The organism is Psychrobacter vallis, from assembly GCF_904846715.1.
In the GTDB taxonomy this organism is placed as follows: domain Bacteria; phylum Pseudomonadota; class Gammaproteobacteria; order Pseudomonadales; family Moraxellaceae; genus Psychrobacter; species Psychrobacter vallis.
The window spans coordinates 198,348-217,395 of sequence record NZ_CAJHBU010000003.1 but is presented as its reverse complement, the minus strand read 5'-3'; the positions used below and the strand labels follow the sequence as shown (position 1 = coordinate 217,395).

Here is a 19,048-nt window from a genome sequence, read left to right as displayed (position 1 = left end):
ACATTACTACTGTTCAGTAGTTTTGTGAGCAATAACTATATATTCACTATTTAGGCACGTACTTCGTTGAATATCCAAGGGGTTTTCTGCATCATTTTATATTCATAATCCTTGATAGCATCACTTTGCTGCAAGGTTAGACCAATATCGTCAAGTCCATTTAATAAGCAGTGTTTGCGAAAATCATCCACTTCAAAAGGATGCTCTTCACCCGTTGGCGTGATGACTACTTGACGCTCAAGATCTGCCGTCAACTCATAGCCTTCATTGGCCACCGTGGCTTTCATTAACGTATCCACGATTTCTTCGTTTAGTACGATTGGGAGCATGCCGTTTTTGAAACAGTTGTTATAAAAAATATCAGCAAAGCTTGGCGCGATAACCGTACGAAAACCATATTCTGACAACGCCCAAGGCGCATGTTCACGACTAGAGCCACAGCCAAAGTTTCGACGTGCCAGCAAAATAGTCGCGCCTTGATAACGTGGTTTATTTAGGACAAATTCTGGATTGATAACGCGTGTGCTATTGTCTTGACCCGGATAGCCTTCGTCAAGATAGCGCCAATCATCAAATAAATTGACGCCAAAGCCTGTACGTTTAATGGACTTCAAAAACTGTTTTGCAATAATCTGATCGGTATCGACGTTTGCACGATCAAGCGGGCAGACAATACCAGTTTGGGTGTTATAAGCTTGCATAAAATGTCCTATCAATGATATTTTTATTGATGCGTATCAGTCTTAAAATGTTCTTACATCTACAAAGTGACCCGCTAACGCTGCTGCTGCTGCCATCGCTGGACTGACCAAATGCGTACGACCGCCATTACCTTGACGACCTTCAAAGTTACGATTGGACGTTGAGGCACAATGCTCTTGTGGCTCAAGTTTGTCGGCATTCATGGCAAGACACATAGAGCAACCCGGCTCGCGCCATTCAAAACCAGCCTCGGTAAACAAGGTATTCAAGCCTTCAGCCTCTGCTTGCTGCTTTACTTGTCCAGAGCCGGCAACGACGATGGCTTCTTTGACATTGTCTGCAACTTTTCGACCTTTGATAACGGCTGCAGCATCACGCAAATCTTCAATACGTGAGTTGGTACATGAACCAATAAATATACGATCAAGCTGAATATCGGTAATTTTTTGACCAGCTTCTAAACCCATATACGTATAAGCGCGCAACCAACCTTCTTGTTGCGCTTCATCAATGGCTTGATCAGGTGTTGGAACTGATTGCGTAATATCAACGACCATCTCAGGTGAGGTTCCCCAAGATACTTGCGGCGCTATTTGGTTACCGTCAAGCTCAATTACCGTATCAAATACCGCATCATCATCTGAATACAGTGTGCGCCAGTAAGCTTCCGCTTTATCCCACTGTGATTCGTTTGGCGCATAAGGACGACCTTTGACATAATCTATTGTCGTATCATCGACAGCCACCATACCCACGCGAGCGCCGGCTTCAATGGCCATATTACAGACAGTCATGCGACCCTCCATACTCATGTCTTCAAACACTTGACCTGCAAATTCAATCGCGTGCCCTGTCCCGCCCGCAGTACCAATCTTTGCAATGATGGCGAGTACCACGTCTTTTGAGGTCACGCCAGCGCCAAGCTTGCCTGTGACACGGATTTGCATATTTTTTGATTTCTTTTGAATCAAGCACTGTGTTGCCAATACATGCTCAACTTCAGACGTACCAATACCATGCGCCAAACAGCCAAGTGCCCCGTGCGTTGCCGTATGCGAATCACCACAAACGACCGTCATACCCGGCAATACCAAGCCTTGCTCGGGACCAACGACATGCAAGATACCTTGACGCGCATCATTGATGGTAAATTCAGCAATATCAAATTTGGTACAGTTATCATCCAATGTGACCACTTGCAAACGTGACACCTTGTCTTTAATACCAGGAACGCCTTCTAGACGCTCTTTGGTCACTGTAGGCACATTATGATCTGGACTGGCGATATTGGCAGACAGGCGCCACGGCGCTCTATTGGCCAGCTCCAAGCCTTCGAATGCTTGCGGACTCGTCACTTCATGCAACAGATGGCGATCGATATAAATCAGGCTCGACCCATCATCACGCTTAGTGACTTCGTGAGCGCTCCAAAGTTTGTCATATAATGTTTGACCAGCCATGTTGCTATCCTTTATTAAAGTTACTAATTACTTAGTTTTTCGTTTGCTTACGCAGGGGTAAGCGAATCTTCTATTTAAATTTTATATAAATAAAGACATCATCTAATGGTAATTTGATATTTATTACTGCTTTTACCTATCAAAATAGGTTTTATGCCGCAAATTGCCAAGTAAATATAATAAATACCTCTCGATGTCTTGTGATTATAGCAGGCTAATCCTATAATAATAATTGATGATTTTTAACCAGACGCAAACTTTTATTTCTGATACGTTATGATTGGATCAGCCAACTTTTCTTTATACCTCGCTAAACCATTAAGGACATTCGTTTGAACACCACAAACTTAACGACATTCGTGACTGTCATGCACACTGGTAGTATCTCAGGCGCAGCAGAAAAGCTGTTTATTACTCAGCCTGCTGTCAGTAAGCGTATCAAAAATCTGGAAGATGAGTTTAATATCACCTTATTTGACACAGTCGGACGAGGGATTGTCCCAACACAAGCTGCCAGTGAAATGCTGCCACATGCCAAGCGCTGGCTAGAAGACTATGAGAATTTCAAAATTAACCTGCAACATTCTCAACACATTGTCTCCGGCAAGTTGGTCATCGGCACCAGCCATCACATTGGCTTACATCATTTAGCCCCTGTGCTTAAACACTTTATTCAAACCTATCCTGCCGTACAGTTAGAAGTTCATTTTGTCGACTCAGAAAAGGCGCACAAAGCTGTATTAGACGGAGATTTATCCTTGGCTTTTGTCACTTTGCCGCCTGTTTATGACAAACGTTTGACCTATCACACATTATGGTCAGATCCGCTATACTTTATGACGGGCACTTTGTCACCTTTAGCGACCAAATCCAATGTGACCTTAGAGCAATTGGCACGATACCCTGCTATTTTGCCATCGGCCAATACTTTCACCAGTCAGATTACGTTGGCTGAATTCGCTAAACACAATCTCAAGCCTTATGCCACCATGAGTACCAATCCTCTTGAGTCTATTCGTATGTTGGTCTCTGTGGGACTTGGTTGGTCCGTTTTACCACAAACTATGATTAGTCAAGATTTAGAACGCATTGATATGGCAGACAATATCGAATTGCAGCGATATTTAGGCGTGGTTATCAATCCAAAACTCACTCAATCCAACAGTGTTACCGCTTTGCTAGACTTGCTTGCGCCTATTGAGTAGAGATTTCTCAGGGTATTTACAATATTGGATGACATTTTATTGAATTTGGCAAGCACACTGTTCGCATTTGTGACACTCATACGTTATAATACACTTGACGTTGCTTTATAACAAAAATTTACCACAAGGACACTGATAGTCATATATTGAATACTTTTAGTAAGATATGATGGTTAACAGTAGGTTTAATGGTTTCAAATGATTGATTATATATAAGTTGCTAATACTCATATATAAATAGCAGATGCGAGCAATAAACACCAAAAAACGGAATGCGACGTTCCTGTTGCTCTCTATCTCTATATGAGTGCTAGCCATAGAACAACATCAATCATATAAAACTAATAGCGAATACTGAACAAAGCCATTATGTCTCAATTAATGGCTTTTTTTGTCTTTAAATATTGTTTTAACATCGCCTTGTAAGAATGAAATTTTATAGTTAAAAATAATTACAGCCAACTGTGTTGGTTAAGGACAATTTATATGAACGGAGTTTCTAGTGGCGTACTGATATCACTTGGCGCCTATTTTTTAGTGATGATTGGGATTGGGATTTATGCTTATTTCAAGCAAGCCAATGATACTGAAGGCTACCTGTTAGGGGGACGTAATTTAGGACCCGCCGTTACTGCGCTTTCGGCAGGCGCATCTGATATGTCAGGTTGGTTACTACTTGGCCTACCTGGTTATATGTATGCTGATGGTGTGGTTAGTGTGTGGATTGCGCTTGGTTTGACACTTGGTGCATTTTTAAACTATATGATCGTGGCTCCGCGCCTGCGTGTTTACACTGAAATTGCAGACAATGCCATTACCTTACCTGATTATTTCGCCAATCGTTTTGAAGACAAATCGCACATGCTGCGTGTTATCTCCGCAATAGTTATTATCCTATTCTTTACGGTTTATACTGCCGCAAGTCTCGTAGGCGGTGGTAAGCTTTTCGAAAGTTCACTCAATATGTCTTATAGTACAGGTCTTTGGGTAACAGCTGGTGTGGTCGTCGCTTATACGCTATTTGGTGGTTTCTTAGCCGTATCAATGACTGACTTTGTTCAGGGTATCATCATGCTATTTGCGATGGTTATCGTGCCTGTCGTTGCCTTTACGGATCTTGGCGGTATATCAGCCACTACTGAGGCTGTGAGGAATATCGATCCAAGCTTGCTCAATATCACTAGCGGCATGAGTTTCATTGGTATTATTTCGTTGATGGCGTGGGGCTTAGGCTATTTTGGCCAGCCGCACATTATCGTTCGTTTTATGGCAATTCGCTCAGTAAAAGATGTTCCTACTGCCCGTAATATCGGTATGAGCTGGATGATTGTCAGTCTTATTGGTGCATTGATGACTGGTTTTGCTGGTCGCGCCTATGTACAAAAAACTGCCATGACACTAGATGATCCTGAGACCATCTTTTTGGTATTCACTCAGTTCTTATTCCATCCATTGGTTTCAGGTTTCTTATTAGCCGCAATTTTGGCAGCAATCATGAGTACCATCTCATCGCAGCTATTGGTGGTATCAAGCTCGCTAACCAAAGATGTTTATAAATTGTTTTTTGATCAAGAAGCACCAGAAGCCCGCCAAGTATTGGTTGGTCGTATTTCAGTTGTGATCGTTGCTATCGTCGCTATTTTGCTGGCCTCTAATCCGGAAAGTTCCGTATTAGACTTGGTTTCTAATGCTTGGGCAGGATTCGGTGCAGCATTTGGTCCATTGGTTATCTTTAGTCTCACATGGCGCCGTATGAACCGTAATGGCGCGGTTGCTGGTATGGTCGTTGGTGCTCTGACCGTTATCTTGTGGATCTATGGTCCTTTCCAAGTCAATGGCATGGCACTAAATAGCTGGTTATATGCTATCGTTCCGGGCTTTATCTTAAGCACGATTGCCATCTTTGCCGTTAGTATCATGACTGGTGGTCCAAGACCTTCGGTATCTGAGAAGTATAAAGAGATGGAACTGAACCTAAACAAATAAGTTAAGTTAGTACCTTTATCTTATCGCTACAAAAAAATCTCGCTATCATTAGCGAGATTTTTTTTGAATCACAGTTTATATTAAGCGATAGTCGAAGCAGCTTAAAGTTGGTACAAGGCAACCGAGCGCAGATAGTACCGTTATACAGCAAGCGAGGTTAATACCGTACTGATTTACAAATGCTTTTACTATATATAATAGCTGCACTCGTGTCTTTTGTTACTCAAATTTTTGGAAATAGTTTTATCTTCCATTAGAAAATATATTATCACCATTAAAACAGGTGAACTTGCCTCTATTAATACGTCATATCTACCAAAAAAATCTCATAAAAAAGCGACCCATGATGGATCGCTTTTTTACTTATTGGTCAATACAGAGACTACTTAATATCTTGATAAGACACTTTTAGACCTAGGATATAACCATCATTGTCTTGAAAATCTCCAACAATTTTACCGCTTGGTAGTCGACCTTTAGCATCACCGAACCATAGGTATTTACCACCAGCTGAAACTGCCCAGTTTTCGGTGACATTATATTTGGCACCAAGACCTGCACTGTAGTAACCATCAATAGGACCTAATGAAGTGGTTGGATCACCAGCACCACTGTCCCAACCAACTGTACCACTGACTGCCAATGCTGGTGCTAAACGTTTAGAAAGACCCAGCTCAACCTGCCACTGATCATCATCATAATCTACCAAATTCAAACCATCAGGACCATATATAGGATTAAGTTTACTAACTTCATTATACAATGGCGGGGTAATTTTGAAGTCACCCCATGGCACCCAACGTACTTTTGCGGTCGCTAATGTCGTCGGATTGATACCAGTCTGGAAATCAAAGTTAACTGATTTAGGGGTAGAAATCTCATAATTGCTAACTTGATTTGCCGCTGCTGCTGCCTGCTCAGGAGTAGCGCCTTGCCCAATAGCTCTAATACCTACTAGCGGATAAGTCTCAGCGATCTTTACGTCATGATCAATCTCAGAACGATACGTTAGCGCCGCTTTTAGAGCAATCTCTGGCTTGCTATAGGAAATACCCGCAATATAACCATAATCCATGTCAGGGTTGCTATTTGACGTGTAGCCAGTAGCAGGACCATAGGCTAAACCACGTAACTTCACATCGGCTTGAATACGCTGTGCTACTGGACCACCATACACTTGGAACTCTTTATTGGCACCAAACTTCATACCAAGAAGTCCAGTTAAGCTTTGGCTACGAACTTCTACATTGGTATTTTCACCTGCGCTTCCAGCTTCGGCTTGTGCTATTGCATTTACCGTACTAAGCTTTGTTATTTGCTCTATAATTCCAGCTCTTATTTCTGCATTAGGCTCTGCTGCAGCTTGGGTTCTCAACGCATTTATTGTAGGGCCAAGCGTTGCACCATTAAACTGACCATTGGTTAATTGCTGAATAGAAGAATTGAGGTCGCCTTTTGATACAAAGTTGCTGTCCCCTCTATATTCAGCAGCCGCACCAAACGGCTCATCATATAAAACACCAACGCTAAAGGTATCGTTGATATCTGTTTTTACACCATAACGAAAGAAATCATAAGCTTCAGCAATATCACCCGTTTTATCGCCACGTACATAATTATTTTCATTAGGATTGTTGTTAGCGCTATCATAACCACTGACATCAGCATCGATATAGGTATAAACAGCTTCGGCGTACGTACCGTCTTGCAAGAAGGCTGTGACATCTTGTCCTGAACGATCAAGACCAGCAGCATTAGTGACGCTAGCGACAGAAAGAGTAGCTATGGCTACTGCAAGGGTTTTTAAATGAAAGGTAGTGCGCATTGTGTATCTCCAAACGTCCTCGTTGTTTAATCACTCCAATAATCAACATGTTGCATGACTGCTCACAACATTTAGATTACCAAAGCGGTGTCCTAAGTTGAATACTAATGGCTTTTTGACACTAAAACAACAATTAAAACCCTTTATTTCTCAAATATGACTGAACAGTACACATAATATGTAAGCAAGATACCGATACTTGTTTTGCAAAATTCGTTGATTGCCTTAAATATATTTAGCAGATGAAAATAAACTTGCGTTTAACTCTATGCAATATCAACTTTTCTTTATGAAAAAGACAATAAAAAAGCGACCCATAAAGGATCGCTTCGATTTTGCCATTGAATAAAAATCTTTACCGCATAGTGCTAGATATTAATTTGATTGATAAGAAACCTTCATCCCAAGAATAAAGCCATCGTTGCTTTCGAAATCACTAACGATAGTTTTACTCGGTATTTGACCTTCAGCATCACCGAACCATAGGTATTTGCCACCAGCAGAGACCGCCCAGTTTTCAGTGACGTTATATTTTGCACCAAGACCAGCACTATAATAGCCTTCGATAGGGCCTAATGAAGTGACAGGGTTGCCTGCACCGCTATCCCAGCCGACAGTACCGGTCAAAGCCAATGCTGGCGTCATGCGTTTGGCAAGGCCTAGCTCAACTTGCCACTGATCTTCATCGTAACTCACCAAATCTAAACCCTCAGGAGGAATACCAGCACCTTGAGGTATTGTTGCTAACACTTGGCTAACATCATTGTATAACGAAGGGGTAATTGCAAAATCGCTCCATGGCACCCAGCGTACTTTTGCAGTTGCTAATGTCGTCAGGTTAATACCTGTCTGGAAGTCAAAGTTTACTGACTCAGGTGTAGTAATATCAATGCTACCAGTACGACTTGTGGGAATACTAAAAGCAATAGCACGTGGATAGTTTTCAGAGGATTGGGCGTTGTGTTCAATCTCAGAACGATACGTTAGCGCCGCTTTTAGTGCAATCTCTGGCTTGCTATAAGCAACACCAGCTAACCAACCATAATCTTGGTCAGCACTTACATGCGTAGTATAACCGTCAGCAATGCTATAAGCAGTGTCACGTAATTTCACATCCGCTTTTACGCGTTGAGCAACGGGACCACCATATACTTGGAAATTCTTATTTTCGCCAATTTTTGCACCAAGAATACCAGTAATGCTCTCAGTACGTACTTCTACATTGGTGCCTTCACCATTTCTAGGTGAAACAGGATTTTGGTCTACAAAGTTATTGTTACCGCTATAATCAGCCGCAGCACCAAAAGGCTCGTCGTATAAAACACCGATACTAAAAGTATCATTGATGTCTGTTTTTACGCCATAACGAAAAAAATCGTAAGACTCTGCGATATCATCAATATTATTACCTGACGTATCTTTACCAGTCACATCGGCATCGATATAAGTATAGACAGCTTCAGCATAGGTGCCATCTTGTAAGAATGCGGTGATATCTTGGCCTGAGCGATCAAGGCCAGCAGCACTAGCAACGCTAATAATAGAAAAAGCAGCGATCGCTACTGTGAGTGTTTTTAACTGAAAGGTTGCGCGCATTATATATCTCCAAACATCCACATTGTTTCGCTGCTACACTTATTTTTGCCAAGTAAGCAGCTTCCGAGGTGGACGATATTAAAGATTTTCAAACCGTAAAACAACTGTAAAAACACATTATTTCTCTATTATGACCAAACAGTCACTAGAGGGTAAATAAATTTAAAAATATGACTATGGTTATAAGTGTATGCAAATCCTTCTACTTATTTTTTGACATTAGTAATGTGGTGGTCGATCTGTCATCACATCAAAAGGAGCAATGCCCCCTTCTGTGTCTTGGCTCTCAACTTGTTTATAAATAAGCTGTAACTGGCGCTGTAATGTCTGAATATCTTTGTCTTGCCGTGCAATCACCTCATCGAGTCGCTCTACTGTCAGCTCCAGATGTGCCATGCTCATTTGTAAATCAATCACCTGCTGCGTTTGCAATTCGGTTTGCTCGTTCGATATGTTTTTTTGAAAGTTAGAGTGGTTCATATATTTCTCTGAGTTAGGATAAATATAAAGCTGGCAGGATTCTTTAGTACGATAGAGGCACAACCAACCAGTAGCAGCCATGACTGATGGCCTTATAGTAGCGATGCGTAATAAAAGCTATAATAAATAGTGCTGATAAAACCATTTACACGCACTACAGTCGCGTGGTGGCATGTTATACTGCTGGCAATTTTGCAACAACCCCTACTCTCTATTATATAAGCTTAAGATATTCTATGGCACTGATACATTTAAAAGATATTCACTTAGCCTTTGGCGTCGCGCCTGTTCTCGATGGCATTGATTTTGCGATTGAAGCTGGCGAGCGCGTCTGTCTGATTGGCCGTAATGGCGAAGGCAAATCTACCCTATTTAAACTGATTAGCGGCACCTTACAACCTGATAGCGGTGAAGTCATTATCAATAGTAGCGTACGCGTTGCGATGCTTGAGCAAGACGTTCCTGAGACCAGCGGACGTATATTAGACATCGTGATGGGTGGCAGTCGCCGCACAGCTGACCTGCTAATCAATTATAATGCACAAACAGATTTATGCGCCAATGGCGACATGGATGCTTGCGAGCGTATGGCCGATTTGCAGCATGATATCGATGCCGTACATGGTTGGGACTTAGAACGTGAAGCCACCCGCCTTATCACCACGATGGGTCTTAATCCAGACGATGATTTATCTTCGTTGTCAGGTGGTCGTAAGCGCCGTGTACTCCTCGCCAGATCTTTAGTCACCAAGCCTGATGTACTGCTGCTCGATGAACCAACCAACCATTTGGACGTTGATAGTATTGAGTGGCTAGAGCGCTTTTTGCTCGACTGGCAAGGTCTGACTTTATTGTTCGTTACCCATGATAGAGCCTTCGTGAATAAACTATCGACTCGCATCATTGAGCTTGATCGTGGTCAATTGACCAGCTACGACGTGACACAAGGTGAAGGTGGCTACGCACGCTACCAAGAGCTAAAAGAATTACAGTTATTGGCCGAAGAAAAAAACAATGCCAACTTTGATAAAAAATTGGCACAAGAAGAAGTTTGGATTCGCCAAGGTATCAAAGCACGTCGTACCCGTAATGAAGGCCGTGTCCGCGAACTAAAAGCACTGCGTGAAGAGCGTAGCGATCGCCGTGAACAAGTCGGTAATGTAAACATCACGATGGGTCAAGGCGAGAAAAGCGGCAAGCTCGTCTGTAAGGTTAAAAACCTACATCTTGAGTACGATGGTAATGTGTTGGTTGACAATTTTACTACGACCATCATGCGTGGCGATAAAATCGGTATTGTCGGGCCTAATGGTGCGGGTAAAACCACACTTATCAAAGCCCTACTCGATATGTCTGATGATGAAGTCACCAAAACCGGTAGTGTCGAATTAGGCACTAACTTAAAAATCGCCTTCTTTGATCAGCTGCGTGATCAGTTAGATCTTGAAGCCAGTGTTGCGCAAAACGTTTCAGAAGGTTCAGACTTCGTCGACGTTGGTGGTCGAAAGACACACATCATGAGTTATTTGCAAGACTTCTTGTTTGCACCAGAGCGTGCGCGTACGCCCGTAAAAGCCTTATCAGGTGGTGAGCGTAACCGCGTACTACTCGCCAAGCAATTACTGAAGCCTGCTAACATTCTGGTACTAGATGAGCCAACCAACGATTTGGATATGGCGACACTTGAATTATTAGAAGAATCAGTAGCCAGCTTTGGTGGTACGATTTTGCTGATCAGTCATGATCGCTCATTTATGGACAATGTCGTCACCTCTACTTGGGTGTTTGATAATGATGAAGAAGGTAAAGGCATCGTCAAAGAGTATGTCGGTGGCTATCAAGAATACTTAGTGCAGAAAAATCGTGAAGAAGCGGCACGCGTTGCCAGAGCCCCAGTCAATCAGGTCACGAACAACAAAGCGACTCATAAATCGACAACAGCCACCCAGCCTATCAAAGTGGCAAAAAAGCTCAATTACAATGAGCAACGTGAGCTGGACAATTTACCAAAAGAAATCGCGGCGCTCGAAACAGAGCAAAGTCAGCTTGAAGCAAAGCTAGCGGATGGCTCATGGTTTAACACCGACGTTGATGCCGCCACTGCAGCTAGTGAGCGTCTGTTGGCTATTGAAGAAGAAATGATGAGCAAGCTTGAACGCTGGAGCACTCTTGAGGGTTAGCACTAGCAACCAACTCATGGCTTTTATAACTTATGACTTTTATAAAGGCCCTCAATATTCTTCTTTAGGTTCTGTCTTAATAATTCGTCGAAGATAATGAAATAATCACCACTTTATTATATAGAGTGGTGATTATTGGTTTATGACTCAGTTACATAGTAGTTAGGTACTGAAAGTTAGTGAACATTGCCGCAATTTCAAGTATCATTCGCTATTGCTAAATATCCTTATTAATTATAAGGTCATCACGTTTACAATCCTTACTCAAAAACGGGTGTTAAACATTGATAATCCAGCTGTTTTGCTTTGGTTGTCATGTTCAACCTTATAATATGTCCTATAAAGGTTGCTTTATTTTTAACGCAATAATTTATTTTATCACCGAAATAGCTTAGAATAGCAACAATTAGCAAAATTAGGCACAGCTAAAGTGGCTTGATATTGTATATTTTCTAAGCCACAAACCCAGTGTGGGATAATCCCATTTCATTCACCTGGAGGAAGTATTAATGAGCCAAGCCGAAGGCGTTAATGTACAACGCCGTAGAGTTCTTATTGCCTCAACTGCCGCAATTGGTGCAGCTGGGGTAGCTGCTGTGGCAACACCTTTTGTCCGTTCTTGGTATCCAAGCGCCAAAGCCGAAGCTGCAGGGGCTGCAGTTACCCAAGATATTGGTTCTATCGAAGCAGGACAGATGATCGTCGTCAAATACCGTGGTAAACCTATCTTTGTTGTCAAACGCACAGAAGACATGCTAGCGACTTTAGAATCAGTAAAACCCTTATTGTCTGATCCTGATTCTAGCGCATCACTGCAACCTGAATATTGCAAAAACCCACAACGCTCTATCACACCCGAAGTTTTGGTGGTTGAAGGCGTTTGTACACATTTAGGATGTGCACCAAACTACCGTCCCGATGTGGGCGCAGCTGACTTGGGCGGTAACGATTGGTATGGTGGGTTTTTCTGCCCTTGTCATGGTTCTAAGTATGACTTAGCAGGTCGTGTCTATAGTGGCGTTCCTGCACCGCTTAATTTACCTGTTCCAGAATATAACGTGGATGGTAGCATCTTGACGGTTGGGGAGGCTTAAATATGAGTATGGGTAAAAAGTTAATGCATTGGGTGGACGCGCGTTTTCCAGCGACCGAAACCTATGAATACCATATGTCAAAGTACTATGCACCAAAAAACTTTAACTTTTGGTACTTCTTTGGCGTGTTGTCGATGATTGTATTGGTCAACCAATTGGTGACCGGTATATGGCTGACGATGATGTACAACCCGAGTGCCGAAGGGGCATTTGCGTCTGTTGAATATATCATGCGTGATGTAAAAGGTGGCTGGCTCATTCGTTATATGCACTCGACTGGCGCGTCTGCGTTCTTTGTCGTGGTGTATCTACACATGTTTAGAGCATTGTTATACGGTTCATACCAAAAGCCGCGTGAGCTTATTTGGCTCATCGGTATGGGTATCTACTTAGCGCTAATGGCAGAAGGCTTCTTTGGTTACCTATTACCTTGGGGCAACATGTCATTTTGGGGTGCACAGGTTATTTTGAACCTTCCTGCTGCGCTGCCAGTCATTGGTGATGGTCTTGCTGAATGGGTACGTGGTGACTATATCATCTCAGGTATCACGCTAAACCGCTTCTTTGCTTTACACGTGGTTGCTATTCCTTTAGTACTTGTCGGCTTAGTATTCATGCACATTGTGGCGCTGCATCATGTGGGTTCAAACAACCCTGATGGCATCGACATCAAAAAGCTAAAAGATAAAAACGGTATCCCATTAGACGGTATCGAATTCCATCCGTACTACACTGTGCATGACATGGTTGGTATCGTAGTCTTCTTTATCTGCTTCTTTGCAGTGGTGTTCTTCTTCCCTGAAGGCGGCGGTTTCTTCCTTGAGCCACCAAACTTTGAGACAGCAAACTCACTGAAAACACCAGCACATATTGCACCAGTATGGTACTACACACCATTTTATGCCATCTTACGTGCCGTTCCAGATAAGCTGGGTGGCGTCATTGCGATGGGTGCTGCGATTGCTGTATTATTCTTGATACCATGGCTTGATAGATCACCTGTACGCTCTATGCGTTATAAAGGCATCTTGTCTAAGATTGCACTGACTGTATTTGCCATTAGCTTTGTTGTATTGGGCTACTTGGGTGCAACACCTGCTACACCGACGGCGACAATTATGTCACGTGTATTCACGGTTTTATATTTCTTATTCTTCTTATTGATGCCGTTCTACACTGCTATTGAGAAGTGTAAACAGCCACCAGAACGCGTTACCGGAGGTCACTGATGAATATCCTAACAAAATCCTTAACAGGTTTAGGATTAGGTGCAGCATTAACTCTGACTGCCGGTACAGCACTGGCAGCTGGCGGCGGCGGATGTGGTACATTCGTGAACGCTGAAGGTGTAGAAGAACACTTGGCTTGTAGTACTGCCCCTATTGATTTTACCAATAAAGGCTCACTACAAAATGGTGCAAAAATCTTTATGAACTACTGTGCGGGTTGTCACTCAGCACAGTACGTTCGTCACTCTCGCATCGCCAAAGATTTAGAAATACCACCTGAACTGGTCGAAAAATACCTAATGGTAACTACCGATCAAATCGGTGAGCATATCAATGCTGAGATTGATCCTGAAGTACAAGCATCTTGGTTTGGTGCAGCACCTCCAGATCTATCATTAGAAAATAGACTACGCGGTGATGACTGGGTCTACACTTATTTACTATCGTTCTATGAAGATCCAAGCCGTCCTTGGGGTGCTAATAACTTAGTGCTACAAAATGCGGCAATGCCTCATGTATTGCATAATATGCAAGAACAATTGAGTGCAGAGGAGTTTGAAAGCGAAGTGGGTGACTTGGTCAACTTTATGGCGTGGATGGGCGAACCTGTACGCCATGACCGTAAAGTCATTGGATTCTTTGTGATTTTATTCTTATTAGTATTACTGATTCCAGTTTACTTACTGAATAAAGAATTCTGGAAAGACGTAAAATAAGTAAATGATTAGCCTATAAAATCGAAAGATAATATTAAGCACTACTTCTGTAGTGCTTTTTTGTGCTTTGATATTAGGGCGTGTTGAATATTCACAAATAGGCACTGCTGATCATATTTTCTGAAACGGATTATAAGTGCTAAAAATAAGACAAATAAGGCGCTCGCAAGCAATGTTTACGCACGTTCCCTTGATAAATAAGCCGACTTTGTTTACGATGACAGTCTTCACTATTAACATTAGGCTTTCATGATTGATGCGAATGACATTCCAAGTAGTCAGCTAATTTTATACGCTGATGACGGCTACGACAGTCATGTAGTGCGCCTATTACTTGAAGAAAAAAAGCTCGCTTACTATTTATCACGTTTGCACTCTGAGCGTCCTGAAGATTTAACTGAGCTAAACCCTTATCATACTTTGCCGGTCTTACAGCAGCGTGATATTGCACTCTACGAAATCAACGTAATCTTTGAATATCTTGAAGAACGCTACCATACAAACAAGTTGCTGCCTGAAACACCGCAAGAGCGTGCGCAGTTTCGACAGTTGGCTTGGCGTATCCAGCGCGATTGGCTGTCACTAGGTAAACGCCTCCTGATGCATCCAGATAGCTTTAATAAAGGACAAGCGGCAATCGCTAAAAAACAGCTCAGCGACTCATTAATTACCCTATCACCGTTATTTGCTCACAAATCATATTTCATGGCAGATGAGTTTGGCTGGTGCGACATTTTATTGGCCCCTCTATTATGGCGACTAGATGAAATGGGCATAGAACTACCACACGCGATCAGTCGCCCATTGTTTGATTATCAAACACGGGTCTTTGAGCGTAATAGTTTCCAAAAAAGCATCCGTTAATTAGACAAGTGCTGACCGTTATCTTAGAATAAATAACAATTAAAGAGTGATACATCTTCTATAGATTAATAACAACCTTAAGCCAATGTTTTATTCACCCTTATTTAATATAATCAGTTTAATACTATCAGTATAGGAAACCAAAAAATGAGCGAAATGACCTCTATCACCCCAACACGTCCGTATATGGTGCGCGCAATATATGAATGGATAGAAGACAATGCGCTCACCCCGTACTTAATGGTCGATGCCACTGCTGAGAATCTACAGATTCCAACAGAACATGTACAAGATGGGCGTATTGTACTAAATATTGCCAGCCGTGCGACGGGCAATATGAATATGGAAAACGAATATATCCACTTTAGTGCACGCTTTGGTGGGGTATCACAAGAGATTTGGGTACCACTTACTGCGGTCATGGGCATTTACGCCAAAGAAAACTCGCAAGGTATGTTTTTTGACCCGAATGAGTACGAAAACTATCAACCTGAAGAGGATTCGGTAGCGCCTCCTAAGCAAGCCAATGCCGCTCCTAAACCCAAACGTGATAATAAAGCTGGCTTAAAAGTTTTAAAGTAAAAAATGCATAGCGTCAAAAAAGCCAGCCATATTTGATATGGCTGGCTTTTTGGCGATTTTGCTAAATGAACTGGATTATTAAAGCAATTCCTAAGTTCTTGGCAACGTAACCCCACGCTGACCTTGGTATTTACCGCCGCGATCTTTGTAGCTGGTTTCACACACATCGTCAGCATCACTTTGGAAAAACAGCATCTGTGCCACCCCTTCTCCCGCATAAATACGCGCTGGCAGATTGGTGGTGTTACTAAACTCTAAAGTGACATGTCCTTCCCACTCAGGCTCAAGCGGTGTGACGTTGACGATGATGCCACAGCGCGCATACGTTGATTTGCCAAGGCAGATAGTCAATACGTCACGTGGAATACGGAAATACTCCATCGTACGTGCCAGCGCAAAAGAATTGGGCGGAATGATGCACTCGTCACCTACAATATCGATAAAGCTTTTTTCGTCAAAATTCTTAGGATCGACCACGACTGAATGGACGTTGGTGAAGACTTTAAATTCAGGGGCGCAGCGTACATCATAACCATAGCTTGAGGTGCCGTAGCTGACCAAACGCTCGCCAGCATCATTGAATCGTACTTGACCCGCTTCAAATGGCTCAATCATGCCATGCTCTTCGGCCATTTTACGAATCCAGCGGTCAGATTTAATAGACATTTTTATTCCTTAGCAAATATTTCACAGTGATGATTTTTCGATAGCGACGATTATACGGAATTGATGGGTTAATTTATAGGGTAGTGATTCCTTTAATCAAACTTTTTAAACATCAAAAAATACGCTTATCATCGACTGGTTTGGCAAACTTATTGATATTGGCTTCGATATTTTTAGCAATGTTTAGATAATACGTCGCAAACTCGTCATTAACTAAGACGCTTGGCTCGCCTTTATCCACTTGCGCACGGATACCGCTGGCGAGTGGGAGTTGTCCTAATAACGGTACGTGATACTGCTCAGCGATAAACTCACCGCCACCAGTACCAAAAATCGCTTCAGTATGCTGACAATTGCTACACGTATGCAGCGCCATGTTTTCAACCACGCCCAATACTGGAATATTGGTTTTATTAAACATCTCGATGCCTTTTTGGGCGTCAAGTAGCGCAACATGCTGCGGCGTCGTGACAATCACCGCGCCGGTCACTGGAATACGCTGAGCCAATGTCAGCTGTATATCACCAGTTCCTGGTGGCATATCAATGACCAAATAGTCTAGCTGTGGCCAGTTGGTTTGATTATACAGTTGCATCAATGCCCCCGTCGCTTTAGGGCCACGCCACGCAACAGGTGTATTATCGCCATCGAGCAGACTGCCAATCGATAGCATCGCCATACCATGAGCGTTAACGGGGACGAATTGCTCATTCTCTAACTGGGGTTTGACATTATCTACACCTAGCATCGTTGGCATGCTCGGACCGTAAATATCCGCATCGAGTACCCCAACGCGGTTACCAAGCTTTTGTAACGCCAAAGCAATATTGACTGTCGTGGTTGATTTACCGACACCGCCTTTGCCTGAAGCAACCACAATGATGTGACGAATGCGTGGATGTGCCGCTAATGACGTTTGTGTTGGTGCTGATTTAGTGATTGGCGGTTCGGCATCAGTGCTTGGAGGTGGTTGACTTTGACTGTCCATGGCATTGGTCGTCTTGGGGATTGGCTTTGGTAAGGTTGAGCCTGCGCCTTTCTCTGGTGCATGCAAGCGCACATTCATATGGATGGTTTTGATACCATGCGGCTGGAGCATCCGTCCAAGCTCCTGTTGGATGGTTTCAGGATTGCTGTTTTGTGGCAAGCGCAAATCTAAGGTAAGCTGATCACCATCACGCTCAAGACCAGTAACCATGGTAACGATGCTGACAGTACCGACTTCATAGCCGAGCAGCACCTTATCCACGGCACTATCACGTTCTGCCCGCTGTTGCGGGGTTTCAGATGCTGAATTGGATTTTTTTTTCATGAAGTTAAACATAGCTGCCGTTACTACCTATATAAGTGGGTTGGTATGGTATATTCAATCCACTATAAAAGCGTTAACCTCGCTTGACGTATTCAATATACATCTACACTCGGTTGCCTTGTAACACTTTCAAATTGAATTAACTATAGGACAAATCGATATATACTGGGACAGACATGGTCAATAGTATAGCCGACAAGCCTGTTGTCCAAACCTGTTATCGTGACAGTGTAGCTCAATTGAAAGCATAAAAAAACCACAACGCCATTGGGTCTGACGTTATGGTTTGTACAAATGATACCTACTTAGTCATAAACCCGTTAATTCATAAACCAACCATGACTCGCAACGATAGATTGTCCAGTAAAAACATTGGTAGGAAATGCGGCTAAAAATAAGGCCAATTGCGCAATATCATCGACCGTCGTAAACTCTTTATCAACTGTATTCACGAGCATGATGTCGTTAACCACGGATTCTTCACTGATGCCTTTTTCAGCCGCTTGTTGCGGAATTTGCTTGTCGACTAGAGGCGTTTTGACAAAGCCCGGACAGATCACGTGCGCGCGTACATTATGCTCCGCGCCCTCCTTTGCTAGCACACGACATAGCCCAAGCAAACCATGCTTGGCCGTGACATAAGGTGCTTTATACAATGACGCTTCATGCGAATGCACTGAGCCCATATAGATGACTGTGCCACCTCTATCCTCTTTATACATGTGTTGTACGGCCGCTTTGGTGGTCAAAAATGCCCCATCCAAATGAATAGCCAGCATTTTTTTCCAATCATCAAAGGCCATTTTATTGATCGGATCAATGATCTGAATACCTGCGTTAGAAACCAAAATATCAATGCCACCAAAAGTATCGACCAGTTTTTGTACGCCATCGTTGACAGCGCTTTCAGAGGTAACGTCCATAGCAATAGCGAGTGCTTGACCACCGCTAGCTTCGATCGCGGTGGCGGTTTTCTGGGCGGCACCAACGTTTATATCTGCGATGCCCACAGCAGCGCCTGCCTGAGCATAAGCTTCAGCGATATTCCGTCCAATACCACTTGCCGCGCCAGTGACCAACGCCACTTTGCCCGTCAAATCCTGTTGTAATTGGGTCGCCATATATCTTCCTTAACAGTGGTCTAAAAGCAA

At 42.9% G+C, this 19,048-nt stretch carries 16 protein-coding genes; 8 read left to right on the top strand and 8 right to left on the bottom strand.

Translation table 11 applies throughout. The features are described from left to right. Positions 1-50: 50 nt before the first annotated feature. Complete coding sequence (leuD, locus tag JMY02_RS03415) at positions 51-701, bottom strand: 3-isopropylmalate dehydratase small subunit (protein ID WP_201595168.1); 651 nt, start codon at positions 699-701, stop codon at positions 51-53. Between the two features lie 42 nt (positions 702-743). Further along, on the bottom strand, positions 744-2,162 hold the full coding sequence (gene leuC, locus JMY02_RS03410; protein ID WP_201595166.1) for a 3-isopropylmalate dehydratase large subunit: 1,419 nt from the start codon (positions 2,160-2,162) through the stop codon (positions 744-746). A gap of 332 nt (positions 2,163-2,494) precedes the next feature. On the opposite strand from leuC, the gene JMY02_RS03405 reads away from it, so the two are divergent. Both JMY02_RS03405 and putP read left to right on the top strand, forming a co-directional pair. Further along, on the top strand, positions 2,495-3,367 hold the full coding sequence (locus JMY02_RS03405; protein ID WP_021814856.1) for a LysR family transcriptional regulator: 873 nt from the start codon (positions 2,495-2,497) through the stop codon (positions 3,365-3,367). Positions 3,368-3,853: 486 nt separating this feature from the next. Further along, positions 3,854-5,353, top strand: a complete 1,500-nt coding sequence (gene putP / locus JMY02_RS03400; RefSeq protein ID WP_201595164.1) for a sodium/proline symporter PutP — start codon at positions 3,854-3,856, stop codon at positions 5,351-5,353. 382 nt (positions 5,354-5,735) lie between these two features. On the opposite strand, the gene JMY02_RS03395 is transcribed toward putP, so the two are convergent. The 3 genes from JMY02_RS03395 to JMY02_RS03385 all read right to left on the bottom strand — a co-directional run bounded on the left by JMY02_RS03395 (position 5,736) and on the right by JMY02_RS03385 (position 9,335). After that, a complete protein-coding gene (locus JMY02_RS03395; RefSeq protein WP_201595162.1) occupies positions 5,736-7,178 on the bottom strand; it encodes an outer membrane protein transport protein in 1,443 nt (480 codons plus the stop codon). Positions 7,179-7,553: 375 nt separating this feature from the next. Next, complete coding sequence (locus JMY02_RS03390) at positions 7,554-8,774, bottom strand: OmpP1/FadL family transporter (RefSeq protein WP_201595160.1); 1,221 nt, start codon at positions 8,772-8,774, stop codon at positions 7,554-7,556. A 219-nt stretch (positions 8,775-8,993) separates the two neighbouring features. Then, positions 8,994-9,335: a SlyX family protein gene (locus JMY02_RS03385; RefSeq protein WP_406947720.1), complete on the bottom strand. Its 342-nt coding sequence runs from the start codon at positions 9,333-9,335 to the stop codon at positions 8,994-8,996. A 155-nt stretch (positions 9,336-9,490) separates the two neighbouring features. Between JMY02_RS03385 and JMY02_RS03380 the strand changes: the two genes are divergently transcribed. From JMY02_RS03380 to JMY02_RS03355, 6 genes are all read left to right on the top strand, one after another. Beyond that, complete coding sequence (locus tag JMY02_RS03380) at positions 9,491-11,434, top strand: ATP-binding cassette domain-containing protein (RefSeq protein ID WP_201595158.1); 1,944 nt, start codon at positions 9,491-9,493, stop codon at positions 11,432-11,434. A gap of 509 nt (positions 11,435-11,943) precedes the next feature. Beyond that, the gene (gene petA / locus JMY02_RS03375) at positions 11,944-12,528 is read left to right on the top strand and encodes a ubiquinol-cytochrome c reductase iron-sulfur subunit (RefSeq protein ID WP_201595156.1); all 585 of its coding nucleotides are present in this window, start codon (positions 11,944-11,946) and stop codon (positions 12,526-12,528) included. 23 nt (positions 12,529-12,551) lie between these two features. Further along, entirely contained in the window at positions 12,552-13,757 is a 1,206-nt protein-coding gene (locus tag JMY02_RS03370; RefSeq protein ID WP_200861766.1) for a cytochrome b, read from the top strand. Continuing rightward, positions 13,757-14,473 (top strand): cytochrome c1, encoded by a 717-nt coding sequence (locus JMY02_RS03365; RefSeq protein ID WP_201595154.1) that lies wholly within the window; start codon positions 13,757-13,759, stop codon positions 14,471-14,473. Before JMY02_RS03370 ends, JMY02_RS03365 begins: the two co-directional genes overlap by 1 nt. Positions 14,474-14,722: 249 nt before the next feature. Beyond that, entirely contained in the window at positions 14,723-15,337 is a 615-nt protein-coding gene (locus tag JMY02_RS03360) for a glutathione S-transferase N-terminal domain-containing protein (RefSeq protein WP_201595152.1), read from the top strand. 147 nt (positions 15,338-15,484) lie between these two features. Then, positions 15,485-15,919 carry a ClpXP protease specificity-enhancing factor gene (locus tag JMY02_RS03355; protein WP_201595150.1) on the top strand — a complete coding sequence of 145 codons (435 nt, stop codon included), beginning with the start codon at positions 15,485-15,487 and terminating at the stop codon, positions 15,917-15,919. A gap of 90 nt (positions 15,920-16,009) precedes the next feature. Here JMY02_RS03355 and dcd read toward each other — a convergent pair whose 3' ends face one another. The 3 genes from dcd to JMY02_RS03340 form a co-directional block, all read right to left on the bottom strand. Further along, positions 16,010-16,585, bottom strand: coding sequence for a dCTP deaminase (gene dcd / locus JMY02_RS03350; RefSeq protein WP_010199897.1), 576 nt, complete (start codon positions 16,583-16,585; stop codon positions 16,010-16,012). A 112-nt stretch (positions 16,586-16,697) separates the two neighbouring features. After that, positions 16,698-17,909 (bottom strand): iron-sulfur cluster carrier protein ApbC, encoded by a 1,212-nt coding sequence (apbC, locus tag JMY02_RS03345; protein ID WP_201595147.1) that lies wholly within the window; start codon positions 17,907-17,909, stop codon positions 16,698-16,700. A gap of 308 nt (positions 17,910-18,217) precedes the next feature. Next, positions 18,218-19,018: a 3-hydroxybutyrate dehydrogenase gene (locus JMY02_RS03340; RefSeq protein ID WP_201595146.1), complete on the bottom strand. Its 801-nt coding sequence runs from the start codon at positions 19,016-19,018 to the stop codon at positions 18,218-18,220. Positions 19,019-19,048 lie beyond the last annotated feature (30 nt).

Bases quoted from the DNA above. Each gene is read 5' to 3' on its own strand.
- leuD (WP_201595168.1), bottom strand. From the start codon at position 701: ATGCAAGCTTATAACACCCAAACTGGTATTGTCTGCCCGCTTGATCGT.
- leuC (WP_201595166.1), bottom strand. From the start codon at position 2,162: ATGGCTGGTCAAACATTATATGACAAACTTTGGAGCGCTCACGAAGTC.
- putP (WP_201595164.1), top strand. From the start codon at position 3,854: ATGAACGGAGTTTCTAGTGGCGTACTGATATCACTTGGCGCCTATTTT.
- JMY02_RS03395 (WP_201595162.1), bottom strand. From the start codon at position 7,178: ATGCGCACTACCTTTCATTTAAAAACCCTTGCAGTAGCCATAGCTACT.
- JMY02_RS03390 (WP_201595160.1), bottom strand. From the start codon at position 8,774: ATGCGCGCAACCTTTCAGTTAAAAACACTCACAGTAGCGATCGCTGCT.
- JMY02_RS03385 (WP_406947720.1), bottom strand. From the start codon at position 9,335: ATGGCTGCTACTGGTTGGTTGTGCCTCTATCGTACTAAAGAATCCTGC.
- JMY02_RS03380 (WP_201595158.1), top strand. From the start codon at position 9,491: ATGGCACTGATACATTTAAAAGATATTCACTTAGCCTTTGGCGTCGCG.
- petA (WP_201595156.1), top strand. From the start codon at position 11,944: ATGAGCCAAGCCGAAGGCGTTAATGTACAACGCCGTAGAGTTCTTATT.
- JMY02_RS03370 (WP_200861766.1), top strand. From the start codon at position 12,552: ATGCATTGGGTGGACGCGCGTTTTCCAGCGACCGAAACCTATGAATAC.
- JMY02_RS03365 (WP_201595154.1), top strand. From the start codon at position 13,757: ATGAATATCCTAACAAAATCCTTAACAGGTTTAGGATTAGGTGCAGCA.
- JMY02_RS03360 (WP_201595152.1), top strand. From the start codon at position 14,723: ATGATTGATGCGAATGACATTCCAAGTAGTCAGCTAATTTTATACGCT.
- JMY02_RS03355 (WP_201595150.1), top strand. From the start codon at position 15,485: ATGAGCGAAATGACCTCTATCACCCCAACACGTCCGTATATGGTGCGC.
- dcd (WP_010199897.1), bottom strand. From the start codon at position 16,585: ATGTCTATTAAATCTGACCGCTGGATTCGTAAAATGGCCGAAGAGCAT.
- apbC (WP_201595147.1), bottom strand. From the start codon at position 17,909: ATGTTTAACTTCATGAAAAAAAAATCCAATTCAGCATCTGAAACCCCG.
- JMY02_RS03340 (WP_201595146.1), bottom strand. From the start codon at position 19,018: ATGGCGACCCAATTACAACAGGATTTGACGGGCAAAGTGGCGTTGGTC.